The 17,893-nt window shown below is 56.4% G+C and carries 22 protein-coding genes; 11 read left to right on the top strand and 11 right to left on the bottom strand.

The annotated features are described in order from the left end of the window. Positions 1-105 precede the first annotated feature (105 nt). Both D1Y84_RS14525 and D1Y84_RS14520 read right to left on the bottom strand, forming a co-directional pair. Positions 106-375 carry a hypothetical protein gene (locus tag D1Y84_RS14525; RefSeq protein ID WP_124849332.1) on the bottom strand — a complete coding sequence of 90 codons (270 nt, stop codon included), beginning with the start codon at positions 373-375 and terminating at the stop codon, positions 106-108. Next, positions 372-1,520: a hypothetical protein gene (locus D1Y84_RS14520; RefSeq protein ID WP_124849331.1), complete on the bottom strand. Its 1,149-nt coding sequence runs from the start codon at positions 1,518-1,520 to the stop codon at positions 372-374. The genes D1Y84_RS14525 and D1Y84_RS14520 overlap by 4 nt, the downstream gene beginning before the upstream one ends. A gap of 446 nt (positions 1,521-1,966) precedes the next feature. Between D1Y84_RS14520 and D1Y84_RS14515 the strand changes: the two genes are divergently transcribed. Both D1Y84_RS14515 and D1Y84_RS14510 read left to right on the top strand, forming a co-directional pair. Continuing rightward, positions 1,967-2,305, top strand: coding sequence for a hypothetical protein (locus tag D1Y84_RS14515; protein WP_124849330.1), 339 nt, complete (start codon positions 1,967-1,969; stop codon positions 2,303-2,305). 902 nt (positions 2,306-3,207) lie between these two features. Then, the gene (locus tag D1Y84_RS14510; RefSeq protein ID WP_124849329.1) at positions 3,208-4,038 is read left to right on the top strand and encodes a hypothetical protein; all 831 of its coding nucleotides are present in this window, start codon (positions 3,208-3,210) and stop codon (positions 4,036-4,038) included. Positions 4,039-4,432: 394 nt separating this feature from the next. Here D1Y84_RS14510 and D1Y84_RS14505 read toward each other — a convergent pair whose 3' ends face one another. The 3 genes from D1Y84_RS14505 to D1Y84_RS14495 all read right to left on the bottom strand — a co-directional run bounded on the left by D1Y84_RS14505 (position 4,433) and on the right by D1Y84_RS14495 (position 6,161). Next, positions 4,433-4,825 (bottom strand): HU family DNA-binding protein, encoded by a 393-nt coding sequence (locus tag D1Y84_RS14505; protein ID WP_233581433.1) that lies wholly within the window; start codon positions 4,823-4,825, stop codon positions 4,433-4,435. Between the two features lie 169 nt (positions 4,826-4,994). Beyond that, a complete protein-coding gene (locus D1Y84_RS14500; protein ID WP_124850169.1) occupies positions 4,995-5,717 on the bottom strand; it encodes an SOS response-associated peptidase in 723 nt (240 codons plus the stop codon). Positions 5,718-5,864: 147 nt separating this feature from the next. Further along, on the bottom strand, positions 5,865-6,161 hold the full coding sequence (locus D1Y84_RS14495) for a hypothetical protein (protein WP_233581432.1): 297 nt from the start codon (positions 6,159-6,161) through the stop codon (positions 5,865-5,867). A 184-nt stretch (positions 6,162-6,345) separates the two neighbouring features. On the opposite strand from D1Y84_RS14495, the gene D1Y84_RS14490 reads away from it, so the two are divergent. The 4 genes from D1Y84_RS14490 (at position 6,346) to D1Y84_RS14475 (ending at position 9,851) form a co-directional block, all read left to right on the top strand. Then, positions 6,346-7,824 carry a prolipoprotein diacylglyceryl transferase family protein gene (locus tag D1Y84_RS14490; RefSeq protein ID WP_370245776.1) on the top strand — a complete coding sequence of 493 codons (1,479 nt, stop codon included), beginning with the start codon at positions 6,346-6,348 and terminating at the stop codon, positions 7,822-7,824. Positions 7,825-8,148: 324 nt separating this feature from the next. Further along, complete coding sequence (locus D1Y84_RS14485; protein ID WP_124849325.1) at positions 8,149-8,736, top strand: thioredoxin family protein; 588 nt, start codon at positions 8,149-8,151, stop codon at positions 8,734-8,736. Between the two features lie 216 nt (positions 8,737-8,952). Beyond that, on the top strand, positions 8,953-9,387 hold the full coding sequence (locus D1Y84_RS14480; protein WP_124849324.1) for a tetratricopeptide repeat protein: 435 nt from the start codon (positions 8,953-8,955) through the stop codon (positions 9,385-9,387). A gap of 116 nt (positions 9,388-9,503) precedes the next feature. Further along, positions 9,504-9,851: a hypothetical protein gene (locus D1Y84_RS14475; RefSeq protein ID WP_124849323.1), complete on the top strand. Its 348-nt coding sequence runs from the start codon at positions 9,504-9,506 to the stop codon at positions 9,849-9,851. A gap of 73 nt (positions 9,852-9,924) precedes the next feature. Here the strand turns inward: D1Y84_RS14475 and D1Y84_RS14470 are convergent, their stop codons facing one another. From D1Y84_RS14470 to D1Y84_RS14455, 4 genes are all read right to left on the bottom strand, one after another. Beyond that, complete coding sequence (locus tag D1Y84_RS14470) at positions 9,925-10,395, bottom strand: hypothetical protein (RefSeq protein WP_124849322.1); 471 nt, start codon at positions 10,393-10,395, stop codon at positions 9,925-9,927. Between the two features lie 566 nt (positions 10,396-10,961). Continuing rightward, entirely contained in the window at positions 10,962-12,458 is a 1,497-nt protein-coding gene (locus tag D1Y84_RS14465; protein ID WP_233581431.1) for a sugar porter family MFS transporter, read from the bottom strand. Between the two features lie 620 nt (positions 12,459-13,078). Beyond that, complete coding sequence (locus D1Y84_RS14460; protein WP_124849320.1) at positions 13,079-13,444, bottom strand: hypothetical protein; 366 nt, start codon at positions 13,442-13,444, stop codon at positions 13,079-13,081. Between the two features lie 84 nt (positions 13,445-13,528). Continuing rightward, positions 13,529-13,858, bottom strand: a complete 330-nt coding sequence (locus tag D1Y84_RS14455) for a hypothetical protein (protein WP_124849319.1) — start codon at positions 13,856-13,858, stop codon at positions 13,529-13,531. A gap of 254 nt (positions 13,859-14,112) precedes the next feature. Between D1Y84_RS14455 and D1Y84_RS14450 the strand changes: the two genes are divergently transcribed. Continuing rightward, positions 14,113-14,730 (top strand): hypothetical protein, encoded by a 618-nt coding sequence (locus D1Y84_RS14450; RefSeq protein ID WP_124849318.1) that lies wholly within the window; start codon positions 14,113-14,115, stop codon positions 14,728-14,730. Positions 14,731-14,823: 93 nt separating this feature from the next. Here D1Y84_RS14450 and D1Y84_RS17985 read toward each other — a convergent pair whose 3' ends face one another. Next, entirely contained in the window at positions 14,824-14,985 is a 162-nt protein-coding gene (locus D1Y84_RS17985) for a hypothetical protein (protein WP_158615499.1), read from the bottom strand. Positions 14,986-15,353: 368 nt separating this feature from the next. On the opposite strand from D1Y84_RS17985, the gene D1Y84_RS14445 reads away from it, so the two are divergent. Then, complete coding sequence (locus D1Y84_RS14445; protein WP_124849317.1) at positions 15,354-15,692, top strand: hypothetical protein; 339 nt, start codon at positions 15,354-15,356, stop codon at positions 15,690-15,692. 24 nt (positions 15,693-15,716) lie between these two features. After that, entirely contained in the window at positions 15,717-15,896 is a 180-nt protein-coding gene (locus D1Y84_RS14440) for a hypothetical protein (protein ID WP_124849316.1), read from the top strand. Between the two features lie 190 nt (positions 15,897-16,086). On the opposite strand, the gene D1Y84_RS14435 is transcribed toward D1Y84_RS14440, so the two are convergent. Further along, positions 16,087-16,326, bottom strand: a complete 240-nt coding sequence (locus tag D1Y84_RS14435) for a hypothetical protein (protein ID WP_124849315.1) — start codon at positions 16,324-16,326, stop codon at positions 16,087-16,089. Positions 16,327-16,754: 428 nt separating this feature from the next. Between D1Y84_RS14435 and D1Y84_RS14430 the strand changes: the two genes are divergently transcribed. Continuing rightward, positions 16,755-17,192, top strand: coding sequence for a hypothetical protein (locus D1Y84_RS14430; RefSeq protein WP_124849314.1), 438 nt, complete (start codon positions 16,755-16,757; stop codon positions 17,190-17,192). A 76-nt stretch (positions 17,193-17,268) separates the two neighbouring features. Then, positions 17,269-17,868, top strand: coding sequence for a site-specific integrase (locus D1Y84_RS14425; protein ID WP_124849313.1), 600 nt, complete (start codon positions 17,269-17,271; stop codon positions 17,866-17,868). Positions 17,869-17,893: the final 25 nt, after the last annotated feature.

Below are 17,893 nucleotides of genomic sequence, written 5' to 3'. Positions count from 1 at the left end.
GCAGCCACCCGGGTTCCCGAGGTGCTCAGGGGCGGCCAGGTTAGGGGCACAGAGGGCGTTCCGTGCTGATCACCGGCAAGGATGGAAACACCTGAGGGGCAGAACCTAGTTAAGTTGGTAAGGAATCCTGACGAGGTTTTCAACGCGCCAGAAGCTGCGCACCACAGGGCTTGGAGAAGTGGACAAACTGTCCCTGATGAATGAAGCGTCTTCCGTAGGCGTGAGGATGAGCTTTTGACCCGCTGCCGCTGCCTTCTCAAGCTGTTTCGTGGAGGCAGCATCTGGGATTCGTGCCGTGTTCAGCATCTGCTCAAAGATGAACAACCATGCGCCTGGATTCGTCTCCTGCAATGGATTGAACTGGATGAAGTTCACTTCCTCCTGGATGACGGTCCTTGCCGCTTCCCCTGGGGGAGAAGAGTCATCAAGGTCGAGAGTGTCTCCTGCTTGGACAGGAAGCGACACTCCGCACAGCTGTCCTCCTTTTCGTAGTTTGCCTGTGCAATCCCCAGAATGGTTGTTACGTCCTGGCTGTCCGGCTGCGTGAGATCAGGATCGTGTGCTACGTACTGTTTCTGCTGGTTGCTGGCACTGAGTGCGAACAGCTTCTGCATCGGCGCTCTCAGGCGTTCATCGAAAGGGATCTTTCGTGCTGGAGCTGCGTTGGAAGGGCTTCCAAGCAGATCACGCATCTCCAGCGCATGCACCTGTTCGGTGACGGCAGCTTTCTTGCGTAGAGCATCAAACTCCGAAATGATGGCACTCCGATCCAGGGAGAAATCCGAACACTGCTCAGAGCCAAGCCCCCTCGCAAGGAAACCCCGATACGCCTGCAGGAGTTCAACTGCCGATTGCCGCTTGTCCCCCAGCTTGGCTAGGACTTCCGCCAGAGAACTGGACAACTCCCCTCTTCGATCCAGCGCACTCAGCTCGCGATCCGAGGGATGGAGCAGGGCCATGGATTGCTCCACTCTTCCACTCACCAGGCTCCATTCAGAAGATTCCAGATGCACGTCCTTGAGAATGCTGAGGTACCCCGAGATGGCGCTCGGCGAGCTGAGACGGCCGGCAGCATCCACCAGAAGCGCCCGGGGCATTGCGTCGCTGCTACTGCCGGGCAAAGATGCTAAACGCTGGAGGGTGTTGAAGTACGGCGTGTAGTTGGGAGTGGAGCTGTCGCTGCATGATGTAGAGGACTGCGGAAGCTGCATCGAGAGGAACGCCTGCATGGCGCGGTCCCGGTCGAGGGGGATCAGCCTGTCGATGGATTCAGCCTCAATGCTCACACTGTCCACGTGAAGGGCCTTCAGGTAGAGCGCCTCTTCAAGCGCAAACTGAGTACCGGACCTGGGTCCACCATATGAAAGCATGGCAGGATAATGAGCCGCGTGGGCGCCTTGAATCAGATCTAGCAACCAGGCTATACGCTGCTGGCTGGAAACGATGTTCGGCTCGTTATCCAGGACCTCGAAGGTCAGAGAGGCTTGGTACTCCACGGGAAGCGTTCTTGTGGCATCCATGATGGCCGCTGCATCTAGCGATCTCTGGGAGACCCTGCTCTTCGCTGCCGCTGGTGAGGTCTGAGCGAGAGCAGTTGACGTGCCCAGGATAAACAAGCAAATCAAATACAGTCTGAACACTGGCACTCCGTAAGGGTGTCGTGATGAACCAAGCAGAACAACAATGCGTTCTGCTTGCTACCTGGCTGTTCTCGCAAGAGAGCAGATCGCGAGCTGGAATGAATGTCACTCTACATGAGACAGTCTGCACCGCCGATTACCAGCATGCACCAAGCGCCACAGGAATGCATACGTGCAGACCGCCTGTTCCTGATCCGGTTCCCATCCCCCGACAACCACCCGGGGTGCCCGAGGTGCTCAGGGGCGGCCAGGTTGGGGTTGCTGCCATTCGCAATCTGTACTGCTCTCTGTCACATTGTTCTGTACATTGATCCGTGAGGTGACCGGTGGCTTCTCTGGATTCTCGTATTTCTCGCATGTACGGTGTCGATAATGACTTGTGCGCACCACACCGTTCGGTTTCCTACTGGGCAGTTGTTGCCATGTTCATCGCTGTTGTAGTCATGTTCGTTCGCCATGGGCAGGCTCAGTCTATGCAGAGTTTGCTGCTCGGAGCCGTGGCGGTCGGTACTCTGGTCTTCCTGACGCTGATTCGTAGCCGTATTCAGCAGCTCTCGAGCAGGCACCCGGATATCAATGCAGACCTGAGAAGCCTTTCCACATGGTCTGTTCGCCTTGCTGCCGCCGTAATGATTGCCTGCAGTCTCGCCGGAAGCTGGGTCTAGCTCTCAGTTCAGAGCCTGAGGCTGCCAGTGGTCGCTAAAGGGACGCCCTTATACACTGTGCGTTCCTCCAGCCAGCAGTAAGCACCAGTGGTCCAGGTGAACGCATCGGGGTAGACCCCCTGTTTTCCTCTCTGGCGACCACCCGGTCTCCGAGGTACTGAGGGGCGGCTAGGTTGGGGCACAGGAGGCGTATTTGGCAAGCTTTCCGGCGCTCACCTGAAGAGAGGAAACGCGCTCGCACTCTGCCTTCTGTACAGCACTACCAACAATTGCCTATGAAGATCGCTCATCGGCACGAACCCTATGGGCAGCTCGGCCTCACATCCCTTCTGAGCTAGAACAAGGGCTTTATCATGGTCTAGCTGCAAATCATTGCATGTATAGGCCGCTAGGAGGCTGCGAATGCAGAACCCGCTGCCACTTGGGGAAGTAGTCGCCGAACGCCGCTTCACGCTGATTGACTCGCGTGGAGAACCGAGGAAGATTACTGTGCGCATGGGAAAACCGGTACGTGCAGCTTTAACCGGGCTCCCCCTTTACCACTGCCCGCTACAAGTCATCGGGATTGGACGCGACGAAGTCATCGCTGCTCGAGCTGGTACGGACGCGTTCATGGCGCTTCATTGGGCAATGGACCTTGCTGGACTCTTGAGCGATGGGTCGGTAGAAAGAGAAGCTCTTGTAAATCCACACAGAAGTGACCCACCCGAGAAATCATGGATCTCCCGATAAGCCGCAGAGAACATGTGAAAACCGACCGGGCTTGGCAGCACCCCTCGTACACGCCGCGGGTCAACACACCTCATCTGCCCCCCATGACCTATGCATCCAAATGCGTCGCTATCGGAAGACCATTTAGCGAGTCAGAAACAGTTGAGGTGTACGCGTTGAGAAACTACAGCATGATTGCTTTCATGAATATTTGCCTGATTGTGCCAGCCTGTCTCGCACAATCACCTCAATCGGCGGCTTCCCAGGCAGGCTCGATTGTGAGCGGTCACCCATTCTCAGCCACGAAGTATTCGCGCTTGATTCGTATCCTGCCGAACGGGATAAGTCAGTTCCTGCAGAATGAAGCATACCCAATCAAGCTCGCTCGCAGTGATGCCGGGCAGGTATACCTCCAGAGTATTGAGTCGCTCGAGGCCCCGTGCGATCAACTGTCTCAAAAGGTTCCGCCTCCTTGTCCAACTTGGGACGTTATCGTCTTTGATCCTCAGAGCGACATGCTCACTCATTGGACTGAAGGAGAGATAAGTAGCCATGCTGCCGTAATTGTCAAGATGACCACTGAGCAGTCAAGCGAGGTTGAGAGAGCCACTTCAAATATGCCTGAAGAACCTGTGCATGTAGAGGAAGGTGGAGCAATGGTGACAAGGGAAGACCTAGGCAAGAAGGTAATTCAAGGCGTATCGGCTGATGGTTTTCGGATTACGACGACTCACAAGAGCAGTCAGAATGGAAAAGCGGCGACCGAGACGATTCACGAGGTATGGCGATCTGAAGAACTGCGACTCGTTCTCAAGGTGATTGACGGAGATCCGGCAGGTATAGAGAAGATTTCTGGCCTTGAAAAGGTCTCTCTGCATCCGGCATCCACGCTGTTTAGCTTGCCAGAAGGATTTCAAGTCCAAAGTCCGAACGCAGTCGGTATATACGCTAAGGATGATCTCGCCGCGGTTCAGAGCTGGTTCGTGATGCAGGAACCAATATCCCCCGATCCGGCCTTGTAATCACTGCTTCTTCAGAATAGACAGCTTGTTGAAGGAAAGCTTGCTCAGTCCAGGTCCTCCTGTTTTCCTCCCCCGAGGCATTCTTGCGCACTCCATAAAAAGGGACGCTTCAGTGCCTGGCATGCAGGCCAGGAGCGAAACTCATGCTCACAGGCGCATTGAGGCGCACCTGTTCGGCCGCTTGTGCCCCGCAATCGCACGCAGTTGCCCCTTCCAGCTCTTGGGGCACACGCAAGAGTGAATGGCGCGCCTTAGTGGCAAAAGGGGTTGGTGCCTGCGATTGTGGCCTTGGTGACTTGGCGGGTTAAGGACAAGACGATCGTGGCATGAGGTTGCTGTCTCGTCCTCCCCTGATTTAAGAGCCCAAGCTTCCGAGCGTAGGTGCGAAGCAGGTCTACGCTTTGGGCGGAACGACGGCGTCTTTGGCCGCTTTTGCAATCCGGAACTTCACCGTCGTTTTTGCCTTGATCTTGAGCGCCTCGCCGGTTGCCGGGTTTCTGCCCATCCGTGCGGCACGCTGTGCTTTCACAAGCTTGCCCAAGCCCGGGATGGCGAACTCGCCTAGCTTTTTCGTCTGGGTCGTTGTGATCTCGAGCAGCAGGTCGAAGAACGCGTTCACCTGCTTGGGAGTGAGGTCCATCTGCTCGGCCATGAACCGTACCAGCTGAGCCTTGGTCATCTTGGTAGCAGGAACCTTGAGGGTCCTGCTTGCTGAGGTGGGCGCGACCTTCTTCGCCACTGCCTTCTTGCTTGCGGTCTTCTGTACTGCGGTTTTCTTCGTTGCCAATGTGTTTCTCCTTGAAGCTGATTCCCCTACATGTAGGGTTCTCGCTAGTCGAGCATACGTGTAGCTCTGATGTTCGCCTCGCTGCAGAAGAAGCGAGTGCATGGATGAACGCCTCACCGGGCGTCAGGATGGTTTGAATTCTTGAGCCTGTTTCGACCCTCCTGAAGCCTCAAAGAGGCAACTTCCCGTCCTGCGTCGCTGCCGCGACCGCCTTCATCATCTCTGGGCCATTGTTCCGGACATTCCCAACGCTGGGATTGGCCTCGTACATCTCCATCTCTTCGGACTCATAGGGCCGCAGCAGATCGATCGGCAGCTGCTCCGACGTCGCTTCCCTGTCCAGCCAGCGATCGTAGTCTCGCGGGTTGAGGATGACTGGCATGCGGGGATGGATGCGATGCATCAGCTCATTGGCTTCTGTGGTCACGATCGCGAAGGATTGAAGCCACTGCCCGTCCTTGTCCCGCCACGCGTCCCACAAGCCTGCAAACGCCAAAAGCTGGCCGTTTACGAGCTCGAAAGCATAGGGCTGCTTCGGTGGTCTATCTTCTTTCGGCCATTCGTAGAACGCGGACGCAGGGACCAGGCAGCGCCTCTTTTTGAAGGGCTCTCTCCAGGTCGGCGCCTTCATGATCGACTCGGCTCGAGCGTTGATCGTCGATAGCCCTTTCACATCCTTCAGGTCCCTGGTGAAGAACGGGACCAATCCCCATCGGGCCAGTACCATCTCCCGTTCCCCTGTTTCCCTGCTCTGCCGGATGATGGGTTGGTACGTGGTCGGTGCCACATTGAAGTCGGCTTCTGGCATGGGCAGCTCTGCCGGCCGCGGTGTGGCATGGAAGTACTCCGCGATCTTCTGCTTATCACCGCGACGAACATATCGACCGCACATGAGCTTTCTCCTGCTTCCATCACAGATCCACAAGTAGAGGGCGCAGGATGCCCGACATCGCCTGCGCCTACTTGTGCAAATGCGTGGCGGCACTTGCACGAAGGTCGGGGCTCTCTCACCATTGCTTCGCTGCGACTTTTCGGTTCGTCAAGGAAAGACGGGGTACATGCAGCTTCCACACAGCTTCGCCTTCACGGTTCGCAGCGGCTTGCCGCACTGCACGCACGGAGGCCCGTAGTTCGCCAGCCGGTGGTGCCTTGCATCATTCACATAGCGGTCATCGCCACATGTCACTTCGGCGTAGCGCATCCGGACCGGCTCGAACATCTCATGCACGGGAGTTTGAGTGAGGGTGAGACCCTGCTCGGCCCGTAGCTTCTGCACGGCCTGAAACGCACCGTCGTAGAGCCTCGTGAGTTCGCCAAACTCAGCCTCATCGAGCATGGGCACATCCGCTTTGCAGCGCCAGCACCAGAGGGTCTGCATACAGAATAGTTGCGCAAAACCGCGGCCACACACAAGGCCATGCGGCCCGGCGGAACAGGCACTGCGGCTTTACACATTGCGCTGAGCCAGAACAGGGACAGGCCATCTTGAATACCAGCCGAAACGTTAGCACCCAAGAGTAATGCGTCCACGCCCAAAACAAGGCAGCTTCCGGCTAAGCTGGTATTTTGCTCTCAGGCTTCCGATGCTCCGTCTTGGTTCCCATCCCGCATGGCACCCTCTTTTTGAAACACTGGGGTACCTCCTTGGATTCGCAGCGTACAAGAAGGCGCGTTCCTCCGAAGGGGATGTTCTGGATGAGCAACAGCGCTGGAGTGTGACCGCCGCTGCAGCGGTAGGGGCACTGTTTGGCAGCAGATTGTTAGGGTTTTTTGAACAGGCACCCCGTCTGCATTTAGCTCTGCCCCGCTTACTCCTTCCAGGAAGCGGGAAGACCATTGTGGGTGGGTTGCTCGGTGGCTGGGTCAGTGTAGAGCTTGCCAAAAAAAGACTCGGGATCAACCTCCGAACAGGCGACCTGTTCGCCCTGCCACTCTGCCTTGGCATAGGCGCAGGAAGAGTTGGCTGTTTGCTCGCCGGGCTGGCAGATGACACCTACGGAATGCCCACTACGCAGCCTTGGGGGGTCGACTTCGGCGATGGCGTCGCAAGGCACCCCACCCAGGCATACGAGATCGTCTTCCTTTGCTTACTGGCTGTGCCATTGCCCGCGGATCACGCTCGAACGAAGCCCACCGTAGAAGATCAGGCAAGACTCCAGGAGCTTCTTGCTGGCAGCTTCGGACTTAAGTTCCACCAGGAGCGAGTAGTTCGTAAAGCGTGGGTGTTGACTAGGGGCAAAGGTCCGCTCCTGCTTCATCCAGCAGCCGACAGCCAAAGGAATCCAGTGGCCGCCGTGTTTGAGAAGCCTGACAACATCTTCGACGGGTTCACTGGCGGGAAGAACGCAAGTATGAGGCTCTTCGCACATGAGATGAGCCTCGACCTTAACATGCCGGTCGAAGACCATACCGGCCTCCCGGGCAGCTACGACTTCGAAGTGCAGCCGTTTGCCCCACAGAACCATGACATACAGGTTGCGGTCCGGGGCGCAATGGAACGGCTTGGACTCCACATCGAGCTGAAAGATACCCCGGTGAACGAGTTCGTTATAGACACTGCTGTGCGCCCCCCGCTCTCTCCATCTGCTCCGGTCATGCATTCAGTGCAGAGCGGGCCGTTTGACCCGGACCGGGACGCCTTTCAGGATTTAGCGGAGGCAAAGCAGAGAGCCACACTGCAGCACAAGAACATCCTGCTGGACGTAGGAGGGAACTGGTGTGGCTGGTGTCTCTTGTTGGATCGATCGATGCAAGACGATGCCAGTGTACGTGCTCGCCTCGACCATCTCATCGTGCTTCATGTGAGTACGAGCTTCTACAGACCGAACACCAAGTTTCTGTCTCGGTATCCCCCGGCAAACGGATACCCGATGTGGTTTGTACTCTCGCCTAAAGGAAAGCTGCTTGCTGCAAAATCTCCTGAGGCGTTCCAGAAGACAGACAACACCTACGACACCGGCAAAATAGAAGCCTATTTGCGTCAGTGGGCAGGAGAATAAGCGATCTGAGGTACTCACTCCGACAGTGGCCACCCCATGAGTACCTCGAAGACCCGGGTGGCTGCCGGGGATGGGGGCCGGGCTGGAGAGTGCTATCAAATCGCGGTGATTGCCCATCGGTACATGAATTGAACAACAAGGCACATGCGGGGGCGCAGTGCCAGATAGGAGGAGATGTGCGCAGAACAGGTTGCGCAGCAAACATCGGGTATCCGCTAGCAAATCTCCAACGCCCGTGCAGTAATGGACCACGCGTCGTGGCATGATGATGGGACGCCCCAACAGCCAGGCTGCTCGCGATGGGGGATCTAAAGGAGTGCTAGGGTGAAGAGCATATCTACTTTGCTGCTTTTAGGTTTGCTAGCTGGTCCGGGTATAAGCCAAACGACTGATCGGGGTACACCGAGTGCCGATAAGATCCTCAAAGATGCAGAAGCCAGCGCCCGTGACCAGAACAAGAATGTGCTGCTCACAATTAGTGCTTCATGGTGCGGCCCTTGCCATCTGCTGCAGAACTTTCTAGCTGATCCAGCGATCCGTCCGATCTTTGACCGCTACTTTGTGAAAGTAACCATGATCCACGGAGAACACCCCGATGACAGTCGGCATCAGGATACCCCTGGGGCTGGGGATCTGCTTGACTCGCTCCACGACACAGGCACAAGCTTACCGCTCATGATCATGCTCAACAGCAGCGGAAAGGTCATCGCGGACTCGATCCACCCGGTCTACGGTCGCAGAGACGTCCGTGCGAATATCGGATACCCATCCTCTCCAGTAGGGATGGCTTGGTTCATGGTCATGCTGAGTCGAGCTGCTCCCTCGCTCACCTCGAATGAGGAAGCAACAATCCAGAAATGGCTGCACCAACACAGTGGCAACGAGCAGCTGGAGTCATCTTCAACGCAGTAGTCTGCATGTCCGAACGCCATAGTCCCCCACTCTAGCCGCTCCTGAGTACCTCGGGGAACCCGGGTGTTAGCCGAGGATGTTTTCAGAGAGTGCATTTTGTAAGCTTGTCTTTGCGGGGACACAGTGAAACGTTCGAACCAGAGAAGAGGCCGAACACCATTGCGCAGTGGCTTTGCTAGCACCAGCTCTTGGCGTACGTATGACCATTCACTCAGGATGCTAAGTAGCGACGAAGCGGAGGCATTCCGCCTCAACCGTCTTGCCGCACAAGAAGGCATGCACGATGCTGTTCTCGCTATGGGGTGGTTTTACCTGAATGGCGTTGGAGTTGAAGCAGATGAGGATGCCGCGGTTCATTGGTACAAGAAATCTGCTCGCCAAGGAGATGAGAGGGCGATGTTCAGCCTGGGGCAGATTGCATATATGCAGAGGGGATATGGAGAGGCGCTAGTATGGTTCAAACGCGCTGCCGACAAGAAGCATCACCGGTCCCTATTCTGGCTCGGAAAGCTGTATTGGCGCGGGACCGGCGTTGTTCAGAACCGGCAGCTAGCTGGTCAGTATTTTGCGAAGGCAGCTGAAATGAAACTGCCAATTGCTCAACGAACGCTGCGATACCTTTCCAGAAACAACTCGCCAAGCCATTCGTGACACCAATGAACGCCATTGTGCCCAAACTGGCTGCCCCTGAGTACCTCGGAAACCCGAGTAGTCGAGACGGGGAACTCCTGAACAGCTAGGGCCCGCGGCCGTATTAAATTGGCTTCATGGAAATCATCATCTTGCCATTGGCGGGCCTGCTTGCCGGTACATTTCTCGCATTGGTGTCGCTGACGATCCCCAACCTGCGACGCTTCACTGCGGCAGTTTGGATCGCCCCGTTCTTGGCAAGCATGGTCCTTCTTTTTGGCGGCTTCATCCTGGCTGACATGAATCCCGCTCGAGAGTACGGTGCAAGCTACATCCCAGATGGGCATGAGCATGATCCAACAAGGTTGGATGTTGCTCTGGTGCTCCTATGCGTCTTCTTCACGTTCGTTTTCAGTGGGTATAGTGCGTTTCGCATCCAGAAGCATGCGACAAAAGCGATAAGGGCGCGTCGCAGTAATCATTGAACAAGGTCTGCCTCATCTGGCCGCCCCTGAGTACCTCGGGAACCCGGCGGTTGCCCGAGATGGGGCACAGCTCCTAAGAAAGCTTGGCCTTCTTAACCGCTACTTTAACGCCGATATAAGCGCACAGCATCGCAATGCACATCACGAAGGAAAAAACCAAACAACTTGCTGGTGTCCAGCCTAGGGAGACGTACGTACGAAATAGCGGCGGAATCGTTATGACTGACACAACGATTGAGTATCCCAGCGCAATGAGAGCGGCTTTCGCCTGCGGTCGTGTACTAGCCGCCAAGGGGTTGCGCAGGGTGGCAGGAGGAGCCACAAGTTCCCTCACGTAGATATAGTTGAAGAGCACCAGCGGGAGTATGCCGATGTAAGCAGGTACAAAAGAGCGATACCGGGGGAAAGTGCAAGCGAATGCCGTAAGAAGCATCGTGTTGATCCCCGTGAGGATCAAAAAGCTCAGTCCAGTCTGTGAATCTCTGCTGTTGGTAGAACCAGTCTCCATTGACACATTATTCAATTCGTCCAGTCGGTTGATCAACCATCCAGCTCGACATTCCACACCAAAGGTACAGGGACCGAGCGCCACGTCCCAGCCCAAACAGATTGAGCGTCCAGAGCACGCAAAGGCAGCTTGGAAGGACCTAATGTTTAGTGGGCTGGGGAAGCCGAAGGGCTTGGAGCGACAATGCGTGCGAGAGGGTTCCAATTATGATCCCATTGGATCATCCAGGCTCCGAGAATCGCGGTTGCGAGGCATAGTGCCACTAAGACGACGCGCTTCTTAGGGCTTAGGTAAACTCGCGTGTTCCTATCTTCCTCTGTCACGACCCCATCAGTGTTGGCGAAGTCTGATCTGTACAGCTCTTTGCTGGTTCCCACACCGTGAGCGCCTTTAAGGCCGCCGAGAAGAAGAAACCAGCCCGAAGAAATATCCATTGGCACCTACCGACCCGTTCATCTGCTAATGACAACTATAGTGACGCCCTTAAAACGGTGTTGGCAACATGTGCCTAGTCCTTCTCCCAAGGATGCCGAGTCGCTTCACCTGATAGCGGTACAGCAGGCAGAGTGCGAGGGGCCACGAGTCCGCAAACAGGTTTCCTTTCAGGCTGGTTTGCCTTCGAAGTGCTGCTCGATCTCCTCAAGCGTCTTACCTGTGGTTTCTGGCACAAACAGCATCGCAGTGAAGAAATAGCCGATTGTGCAGAACGTCCAGAAAAGGAACATCACCCAATAGCCATAGCGGCCCACTACAGGTAAGAAAAGCCCGGCAATAGCAGTTGAGGCCCCTTGATTTAACAGCAATGCAATCCCCATTCCTGCCGAGCGAATGCGGGTCGGCATCAGTTCCGACAACACGAGCCAAACAACGACTCCAGGACCAACCGCGTAGCTGGCAATGAAAAGCGCGAGACTGCCTGCCATCAGCCAGCCGGTGCTGTCACTAGGAGCCAGCGAGCCGTGTTCGATTGAAAACAGCAATACCGAACCGATCGTAAGCGCGACCACTAAACCACTAGTGCCAAGTTTGAGAAGCCATCGCCTTCCCTTCTTATCTATCAGGGCAACACCGACCAAAGTCATGATGACGTTCAGCAGCTTCACTGCGACATCGCCATGGGTGGCTTGTACGGCGTTCATTCCGGCGCGCTGCAGGATTTTGACCAGAAATGTAAGGACAGAATTAATGCCAGTAGTTTGGTTGCAGGTCAATACAACACAGGCCAGCACAAACGGCACGATGAACTTGCGCTGTAGAAGTGACCCGGGCCTCCTGTGAGCGTCTACTCTGGGTTCAGAGAGTTTCACCTCATTGCGGCTTGTGCTCTCCATCTCTCGCATTTGCAACTGCGCAGCTTCTTCAGAAGAGCTGCGGCGTAAGCTAACGAGCGCCGCATCCCGGCGGCCATGGCGAAAGAGCCAGCGCGGGGTTTCGCTCAGGAAGATTGTGCCGATACACAGGAGCAGCCCAGGATAGATGCATGCTAGGAACATGCCGCGCCACGCATGATTCTGCGCTGAAATAATTAATGGCTGGTTCCCGTGGGCCGTACCAATCACGGCCTCTGCACGGCTCGTGTACAGGACGCCTACGGCCGAAGCGAGCACGATTCCAACCGTTAACATGAACTGAAATACGGCTGTACCGCGGCCTCGCATTTCTGGGCTTAAGCTCTCGGCCAAAAATAATGGAACTACAACTGCGAAGACGCCACCTGCGACCCCCTGCAGCAGACGTCCACCGAGAAGGACATCAAAATTGTGTGCGGAGACGATGATGCCTACACTCACGATAAACAGCAGGCCGCCCAGAATGAGCGTTGATTTCCGGCCCATTACATCGGCCAGAAATCCAGCTACAAGAGACGATATAGTGCTGCCCGCAAAAACTGCCGCCGCAATTGATGAGACTTGCCCATCACTCAAATGAAGACCTGGTCCGAGATAAAGCAATGCTGCCGCGAAGATGCCGATGTCTGCTCCGTAGAGCATTCCGCCGAGACCGGAAATGACAATCAAGAATCGATTGTAGGAAGGGGTGGGCGATGCCGCGCCCGTGAAAGATTGGGCTTTCGGTGCAACGATCGGCGCTGGACTCAAGTAAACTCCGGCATTGCGTGGGTTTGTGGTCAGTATTCGTGCAGTGCGGTTCTGCATCTCGACACACGAATGATTCATCGTACAGCCAGATTCTCTCCTGATCCTCCAACGCAAATCAGATGCCGGAGGGCGCAGCATGTCGGAATCTGCTTTCAGTGTTGGCTCGATAAGGGGCATACCGAGGCAAGATGGTCGAAGCTCTTGAGCTCGTCGTAGCACCATCTGTCCCCCACCCTAGGCCGCCCCTGAGTACCTCGGGAACCTGGATAACCGCCGGATCGAAACGCCACGTTCCCAGCGAGGTCACGGACCGGGGGTGCAGAGTGTGCGAAGGCTCCAACCCTGGCCGCCTTGGAGTACCTCGGGGAACGCGGGCGGTCGCCGGAATGGACGCCACGCTCCCAGCCCAAACAGATTGAGTGCCCAGACCATGCAAAGGCGCTCCACGACTGGCGCTATGCCAGATTCTGGCCGGTTTTCATTTTTGGAAATATGCAGGGATGGAAGTTTGGCGATTGCGTCGGTCCACTGATCGCGCAGTGCTGGGTTTTCTTGGTACCCCCCGGGGAGGGTTGTGCGGGCAGGCAGCCATTGTTTCCGGGAAGGAGGCTACCGCGAAATCAACAGATCTTCAGGTCTTGCTTGATGCGGGCCTGAACCAAAATCTCTTCAGGTTCAAGGGCCAATTGATCGACGAAGATTGCGACGACGGCATCCCAGACTGTTTGCGACGTCCACGGCAAAACCGCAGGTGGAGGAGGCAGGGGTATATGGGTCTCAAGGAAGGACAGTTTCTTAACCTTCTGCGTAATCCTCGGAAGCTTCGCTGAAGTGCCTGGGGACTCTAAAGCGGTTAGGCTCAGCTTCCCGCAGATTAACCTGTAGAAATCTCCGACTGTACGCACATCGTTGGCTTCATCGTCACTGATCGAAACAACAAAGAGTTCTTCTGCTCGAAGGATGATTTCTATAGCGTCAAGCCCCATGATTAGAGGTTATAACGCACTACAAAACGAATGGCGGAGCGTGTGCAGAGTGTGCACTGATGCTGCCCGGCACGCAGCCTGCTACTAGCGGTGAAGCGTGCCGAAGAAGCGAGTCACGCCCTTCAACGAATCCATCCAGTAGAGGAACGCTTCTGGCTTCTTCAGTAGGCGATTGAAGTCTTCCTGTACGTTCCTGGGTGTAGCCCACTTGGTGCAGTACTTGATCAAACGATCAAGTCTGCCCTCGTTCTGCAGGTTGGCGCGTTTGGCCAGAAAGCTACAGTGCGTCCTCGATTGCTTGTTGAGCCGTGCTGAGGATTGAAGGCTGGGATGGCCGACACGGTGCTCCGGGCATGCTTCCTGCCACATCAGGATCCAATCGCGTGAAGAGATGCGGTACGTGCCTGCATCCATGGGCCTGGTCACCATCAGGGTCGCGTAGCACCCTTCAGAACAGACGGCTGGTCATGTACCAGCGTGAAGCCTGCACAGACAAACAGCCATGAACGACTTCCCTCGATCGCTCTGAGCTTTGTATAAAGATCGTGCTCGGAGGTACGCCAATGGATCTGGAACGACGTGTGCGCAGGCTGGAACGGGACAGTATGGGTTGGAGGGGATTGTGCCTTGTTCAGTTTGTAGCTTTAACCGCGCTCGCAGGGAGCTGGATGTTCAGGCCCTCACCTGTCGTTCAAGCCAGTGACGGCGTCCTGCGGGGCCGAGGTCTCGTCATTACCGATGAAGCGGGGCGAGCGCGCGTGTTGGTAGGGGCACCACTACCCGACACCAAGGATCGTAAGCGGCGAGACAACGCATACGAGGCGATGGTCTTTCTTGACGAACAAGGGCACGACAGGATCAGCCTGGGTCAGGAGATGCCGGCTCAGATCAACGGCGTGGTGTCGAGCGAACACCATCGAATCGCTCCGGGATACGGATTCGTCATCGACGATCAGAAAGGGAACGAGCGGGGTGGCTTGGGGTTCTTAAACAATGGTCGAGCACTCATATCCTTGGATCGCCCGAATGGCGATTCGTGGACTGCGTTGGTGGATGACAAGATCGGCTTCGCCGGCACCGTGTCGACCTACGACCGGTCCTTCGGCGAGAACGTGACCGGGGTCCTATCTGGAACGCAGGGAAAGAGAGCGTTTGTAGACGTTAAAGATCTCCATGACAGACCCCGAGCAGAGTTGGGGGTCGACGCGAATGGGAAGCCGGCTCTGCGTGTGCTCGACGAAAACGGAAAGGTTGAGCAGGATCTGCTTGCGAGCACTCAACGGTGAGTGCTTCCGGCATACCTCGGAAGCCAGCTGCTTGTCCGACTGATGGCCGAGGGCTCGCTACACTTCGTTGGCTTGCCCCCAGTCGGCCGAAGCTCACTTCGCATGGAAAACAGAGCTCGATCCGGACGGCTCCAGAAGGCCACCACTCGCCCGGACTTTCATCATGCCCTCGAAAGCAACGTAGACGATGAACATGCCGAGAAAGCAAAGGAGAACGAAGCGGCAGGCGCGCACTTTGGTGAAAGGCTCTTTCATCACGGCTCCTCTTTACGATCTTCGGATGCGCTCGTTGCGGTGCCTTCGCTGAAGTCGCGTTCAGCAGGTACCTCTCGCCCAACGGACAACTTCGATCTTCGCCATCTCTTCGCCTTTGCGGTACACTCCAGCCATGAGCTTCCACGGAGCTGCGGTACGTCTCGCCATCGTTGTGACCTGCAAAGGCTGCCAAAAGGCCATACCGACGGGCGAGCGTTCGATCCCTGACAACCCAATCGCCGTCCGCTGCCCCATTTGCAACGAGCATCGGCAGTACCGACCCACTGAGCTTTACGAGGGACGCCTCTCCTTCGGGCTGATTCAGGGCGGCAAGCGGTGAGAGGGGCCAGAAGCCACTGGCATGCGGGGTGCCAGAATGCCGCCAGCTCGTGTTCGTCGCGGCGGCCAACGGGGAGCAGCCGGTTCTTCCTGCTCAGCCCAGGCATGCCCTGTGCCCGTACTGCCTTCATGCTGGCAGCTACGAGCCTTCGGTTCTTGTGCTGCACTCGGGCTATGGGACGATCTACTACCCGCCAGAGCGCAACCTCACGGACACTACACTGCTCATCGCAGGCTTTCTGGCAGCTATCAAGCTCGCCAGGGTACCCGAGGCTGAAACCGGAGCAAACAGCCCCAGGGTTCTCGCCACAATCTCAGAGAGCACCCGCTTAGCCAGGGTGATCGTAGACAAGCTACCCCAGCACTGAACCCACAGCAGAAGGAGACGACCCATGGATGCAGACGATCTTTGCCTCAAAGACGAAGAGTGCGCAGACTACGAAATCGGGGTGGAAGACCATCTCTCAGGGGTGCCATTCGCAGACGAGAGACCCGACGCCTGGAGGCGTGGGTGGAACGCTGCGAAGCATGACATCGAATTGGAAAATGCAGACGAAGAGATCGACTTCTAACAGTCCAGCACCTGGGCCAATACCCAAGTGTGTTTGCACATCCGCAGCCTGGCCAAGGCGTTGCGCGGGTGCTTGATGCGGCACAGGACTGGCTTGGCTTGCCGGACATTCTTGTCACACGCAACAACGCTGCATGGTACGAGGCTTGGCGACTTGCTTGTACTCACTGAAACCACCGTTTCACCCCGCTTCAGCTTGAGAGTTGCATCCAGCTAATAGCGCACTCAGGGCTCAATAGGCGTTTTACAGTTTGATCGGCGATGTCTTGCGCCTTTTCAATGGATGGCCATATGCCTGCACCAATCTCTTGCGTGCTGCCATAACCTGAGCGCCGCATCATCAAGCCGATGCCCCCAGCCCACTCTCCGAGTTTGAAATCGAACCTCTCGCCTTGCCATTCAGCGTGGCCCGTTAACATCACGGTCGTCATGCCCATCATCCTCTCATGAGATCTGTCAGGCTTATTTAGGTTCGTTTCGACCGTGATGTGGTTTTGTTACTCCTGCAACGGACCTTTCAACTGAGAACACACAAACGTCCAGTCAGGCCAGAGGACTCGTTCTTGCCGAAACGCGACCTCTGGGGAACTTGTAAACTACAGCGGGGCCGTTGGGGCTGGGCCCTCCCGTACACAAGCCGGAAAAGTGTCGTGCGAGTCAGTGGTGGCGTCTTCCGGTATGGCCAATCCAATCACGGGTATCAGCCCCACTTCCTCTTGCCGGCTACGTGCGATGAAGGACGTGATCATATGTATGTCGGCGTGCTCGCAAAGGAGAAGACTTCATCACCTCGAACGAGATCAAGACCGTTGAAATTCCCTGGCGGGAGGGTGCGCGCCTCATAGACGACTGCGCCTACTTGTTCGCCACAGAGGTTCGGGAGCTTGAGGAACTGACCCTCGGCCTGACCATTGTCGAAGCCAAGCTTCAAGCTCCCATCGCATCGGCTGATGTAAATGATCCGCTCGGCTTCTTGAGAATCGCCGCGCGTCCCATCCAGGAGGACAAGAGCTGCCGAGTCTTCCAAGTGGTCTTTGATCGCAATCATCTGATTTCCTACACGGTTATCAACGAGTCGTACGGCAAATATCCGGAACCTCCGGAAGCGTTCACAGGCAAGCTCTTCCGCGTCTTCTCTCAATCGCATCTCCTCGACTTTACCGAACGCACAACCTACGCTTCAGCAGGCCATCCGGCTCCTCTGATGCACTTCGAGATCGCTTGCTTGAACCACGTGATCGACGTGATCTGTACAGCTCCTCCAACCATCTTGCTCGATAAGCAGGCATCGGCATGATCATAATCGAGATATACAACGGCTCTTACCCAGCGCTGATACCTGCTTCCGTGCGTCTCCCGCACCCTTCCAAGCCATGCCTGAGGGAGGTCGACGCTTCTGGGAGTTCTTCACCGTCAACATCCGCAATTCGCATACGCGCCGCGCCTACTTCAAGGCCGTCGAGAGCTTCGCAGTCTGGTGCGCGGAACGAGGTTTGGGTGATCTTGCCCGGGCCACGCCAATGCACGTCGCGGCGTATGTCGAGCAGCTCGGCCGCACGCACGCCAAGCCCACCATCAAGCAGCACCTAGCCGCGATCCGCATCTTGTTCGATTGGCTAGTCACGGGCCACATCATGGAGAGCAACCCCGCCCATGCCGTTCGGGGTCCGAAGCACAGCGTCCGCAAAGGCAAGACCTACGTGCTCTCGGCCGAGGAGTTTCAGGAGCTGCTCGCCGGCATCGACACCACTTCCCTGCTCGGTCTGCGCGACCGAGCTCTCATCGCGCTCATGGGCTACACCTTCGCCCGCGTCGGAGCGGCGACCGGCATGCGGGTCGGGGACTACTACATCCAGAAGTCTCCTGCCACGACGCAACCATTATGTTTCCTCAGTTCGCAGGCGCCAGATGCTGGGATCCTTCGACGGTTCGCTCTTGACGAATCATGCGAACAGCAAATCAGCGATTCTTAGAGGATGATGCTGGGCTACCGGGTTC

The organism is Acidipila sp. EB88, from assembly GCF_003858395.1.
Classification (GTDB): domain Bacteria; phylum Acidobacteriota; class Terriglobia; order Terriglobales; family Acidobacteriaceae; genus EB88.
This window is presented reverse-complemented; position numbering and strand designations above follow the sequence as displayed.

What these genes read in the sequence shown, in the direction of transcription:
- D1Y84_RS14520 (WP_124849331.1), bottom strand. Translation starts at nt 1,520, where the DNA reads ATGGATGCCACAAGAACGCTTCCCGTGGAGTACCAAGCCTCTCTGACC.
- D1Y84_RS14510 (WP_124849329.1), top strand. Translation starts at nt 3,208, where the DNA reads ATGATTGCTTTCATGAATATTTGCCTGATTGTGCCAGCCTGTCTCGCA.
- D1Y84_RS14500 (WP_124850169.1), bottom strand. Translation starts at nt 5,717, where the DNA reads ATGTGCGGTCGATATGTTCGTCGCGGTGATAAGCAGAAGATCGCGGAG.
- D1Y84_RS14495 (WP_233581432.1), bottom strand. Translation starts at nt 6,161, where the DNA reads ATGCTCGATGAGGCTGAGTTTGGCGAACTCACGAGGCTCTACGACGGT.
- D1Y84_RS14490 (WP_370245776.1), top strand. Translation starts at nt 6,346, where the DNA reads ATGCGTCCACGCCCAAAACAAGGCAGCTTCCGGCTAAGCTGGTATTTT.
- D1Y84_RS14480 (WP_124849324.1), top strand. Translation starts at nt 8,953, where the DNA reads ATGCTAAGTAGCGACGAAGCGGAGGCATTCCGCCTCAACCGTCTTGCC.
- D1Y84_RS14475 (WP_124849323.1), top strand. Translation starts at nt 9,504, where the DNA reads ATGGAAATCATCATCTTGCCATTGGCGGGCCTGCTTGCCGGTACATTT.
- D1Y84_RS14460 (WP_124849320.1), bottom strand. Translation starts at nt 13,444, where the DNA reads ATGGGGCTTGACGCTATAGAAATCATCCTTCGAGCAGAAGAACTCTTT.
- D1Y84_RS14455 (WP_124849319.1), bottom strand. Translation starts at nt 13,858, where the DNA reads ATGGATGCAGGCACGTACCGCATCTCTTCACGCGATTGGATCCTGATG.
- D1Y84_RS14450 (WP_124849318.1), top strand. Translation starts at nt 14,113, where the DNA reads ATGTTCAGGCCCTCACCTGTCGTTCAAGCCAGTGACGGCGTCCTGCGG.
- D1Y84_RS17985 (WP_158615499.1), bottom strand. Translation starts at nt 14,985, where the DNA reads ATGAAAGAGCCTTTCACCAAAGTGCGCGCCTGCCGCTTCGTTCTCCTT.
- D1Y84_RS14440 (WP_124849316.1), top strand. Translation starts at nt 15,717, where the DNA reads ATGGATGCAGACGATCTTTGCCTCAAAGACGAAGAGTGCGCAGACTAC.
- D1Y84_RS14435 (WP_124849315.1), bottom strand. Translation starts at nt 16,326, where the DNA reads ATGACGACCGTGATGTTAACGGGCCACGCTGAATGGCAAGGCGAGAGG.
- D1Y84_RS14425 (WP_124849313.1), top strand. Translation starts at nt 17,269, where the DNA reads ATGCCTGAGGGAGGTCGACGCTTCTGGGAGTTCTTCACCGTCAACATC.